At 70.2% G+C, this 2,267-nt stretch carries 1 protein-coding gene and 1 pseudogene; one reads left to right on the top strand and one right to left on the bottom strand.

What is annotated here, in order from left to right; all coding sequences use genetic code 11:
- On the top strand, positions 1–720 hold a 720-nt coding region (locus tag E2C06_RS36180; RefSeq protein ID WP_456305209.1), incomplete at its 5' end, for a hypothetical protein.
- 240 nt (positions 721–960) lie between these two features.
- Here the strand turns inward: E2C06_RS36180 and E2C06_RS36170 are convergent.
- Positions 961–1,935 (bottom strand): annotated as a pseudogene (locus E2C06_RS36170) (IS256 family transposase); the annotation flags it as partial.
- Between the last annotated feature and the right edge of the window lie 332 nt (positions 1,936–2,267).

Here is a 2,267-nt window from a genome sequence, read left to right as displayed (position 1 = left end):
AACGGCGCCGCCCGGGGGTTGGGGCTCGCCCCACCCCCGGGCATCAAGGGGGTCAGGTTTCGATCGGCGGACCAAGACGAAGTGGGTCAGATTTCAGGCGGCGTTGACAGCCTTGTCCAGCAGGGCGTGACCTGCGTCACCCGGCTGCGCCTCGATGCCGCGCTTTACACCCTAGCCCCACCGCGTCAGCCCAGGACGATCGGTTGGCCCCTCACCAAGGGCGAGCGCCTGCCGACCCTGGCCAAGGTGCCGGTTGACCAGACCACGGCTTGGCAGCGCGTGGTCGTGTCTAGCTGGTATGGCGAGGGTGACCGCGTGGTGGAAATCTGCTCCGATACCGCCGTCTGGCGCCATAGCGGCCTGCCGATCGTGCCGATCCGCTGGGTGCTGCTGCGCGACCCCGGCCGGCGCTTCGACCCGCAGGCCCTGCTCTGCACCGACTTGGCACAAGAGCCGCTGCAGATCGATCTTCGGCTTTGCAAGCGGCGGCGGCTGGTCGGGGGAGCAGGTTCATGCAGGCCCAGTAGTCGCGGTTGTATCCCTCGTCATCCTGTTGTGGTCATGGGCAGGGGCGGACCGCTTGGGCTTCCCAGGTGGACGGCCTTCGCCATTGCTGACGCCCGGATCGGCAGGCCGCAACCTCCGATCACGCCGCCGGACGTCCCTGCTGCCATTCCGGTTCGAGCGGTGTCCGGCTCGCTGTCAGGCGACATGGAATGACCCTCCCCTGGCGACATGAATCCACCCCCCCACTGGAGAGGAAGAGAGGGATGTCGATGGATGGGTCTGAGGTGATCCAGGGTTCCGTGCCGGAGGAGGCACGGAGGGAGCGGATGCGGACGCTGGAGGAGGTGGCGGCGATGCTGGCACTCAAGGCGCGGGGCTGGGGCGTCAAGCGGATCGCGCGGGAGTTCGGCACCTGCCCCAAGACGGTGCGGCGTTATGTGCGGGAGGGATTGGTCCGGATACTCCCGGGGCGGCGGCACCGGGTGCGCGGGGCTCGAGTGTGCGGGCCAGGTTGCGCAGCAGCCGCTCGGCCTTGGCCGCGTCGTCCAGCTCCCAGGCCCGCCGCAGCGCCTGCCGGACCGACGCCGGCAGCGCCTTCGGCAGGCGATCCGCGACGTTGCGGGCCTTGTGGATCTGGCAGCGCTGGATCGGCGTGTCCCGCCCGAAGGTCCGCCGGATCGCCTTGGTCAGAGCCTTAGCCCCGTCCACGATGAACAGCCGCGACACCGTCGGGTCGAGCCCCCGCCCGACCAGGTCGTCGAGTAGGGCTTGCACCACCGCCGCGTTCTCGGTGGCACCCTCCACCAGCCCGAGCGGGTGCTTCGCTCCCTCGCCATCGATGCCGATGGCAGCCAGGAGAACCAGGTCCTCGGTGACGTGGATGCCGTCGATCTGCACAGCCAAGAGGTCGAGCCCGGATAGGTCCTGTGCCATCCAGGCCGCCATCCGCTCCGCCGAGAGCGCGACGAAGCGGCGCGAGGTGGCCGACTTCGACAGCCCCGCGCCGGCCCCGGCCGGCACGTCGCCCTCGGGCAGGCGGACCGCCCGGCCGAAGCGGCGCGTGGTCACCCCAATCAGCATCAGGTTCATCGCCCAGCGGCCGAGCCAGTCCTCCTCGGTCGCCCGCTCCCAGCTCGGCAGAGCCAACTCGCGGCCCCCGCGCTCGCGCATGCGGGGCCGCGCCACCGAGACCTTACCGCCGTGGAAGCCGACCGGCCCGGCCGTCCAGCCCCAGCGCTGCGCCTACTGCCTGCCACCTCGCCCGTGCCGCGGGCCGCACAGCGTCGCCGCGTCCGCCTCCAGCATCTCGCCGAGCACCTCCAGCCCCGCCGCCAGGCAGAACCGCTCGAAGCTCGCCGTCATCTCGTCGAGCGCCCGGCCCACGGGCGATTGCGGCACCCCGGCCGCAGGCGTGCTATCCCTCGCCATGGCGTTGCTTGCCCCTCGTGGATTCAGCACCCCGAGCCTACTGGCTCAGGGCGGGCAACGCCGCCTTCCCTTCCTCAACATCGAGCGGGACATCCCCCTGCTTGCCGTCGGAGGCCGATAAAGCAAAGCAGAGGCTGGTCAGCACGGCTGATTGGCTGATGCTGTGCGAGTGTCCATCCGAGAACAGGCTTTGCCGAATCAGTCATTTGCCGTCGGCGGCTGTAAGCGGGGCAAAACCTGTGGCGGTCAGGCGGGCTGGCACCGCGCTCTGACCAAGTCGGGCAGGTACGGGATGCCGGCCTGGCCGATGATGCCGAGCCGGGCACCGAGGT

The organism is Dankookia rubra (genome assembly GCF_004355005.1).
Taxonomy (GTDB): Bacteria; Pseudomonadota; Alphaproteobacteria; order Acetobacterales; family Acetobacteraceae; genus Paracraurococcus; species Paracraurococcus ruber_A.
The sequence above is the reverse complement of the archived record's forward strand: the minus strand, read 5'-3'. Positions and strand labels throughout refer to the sequence as shown.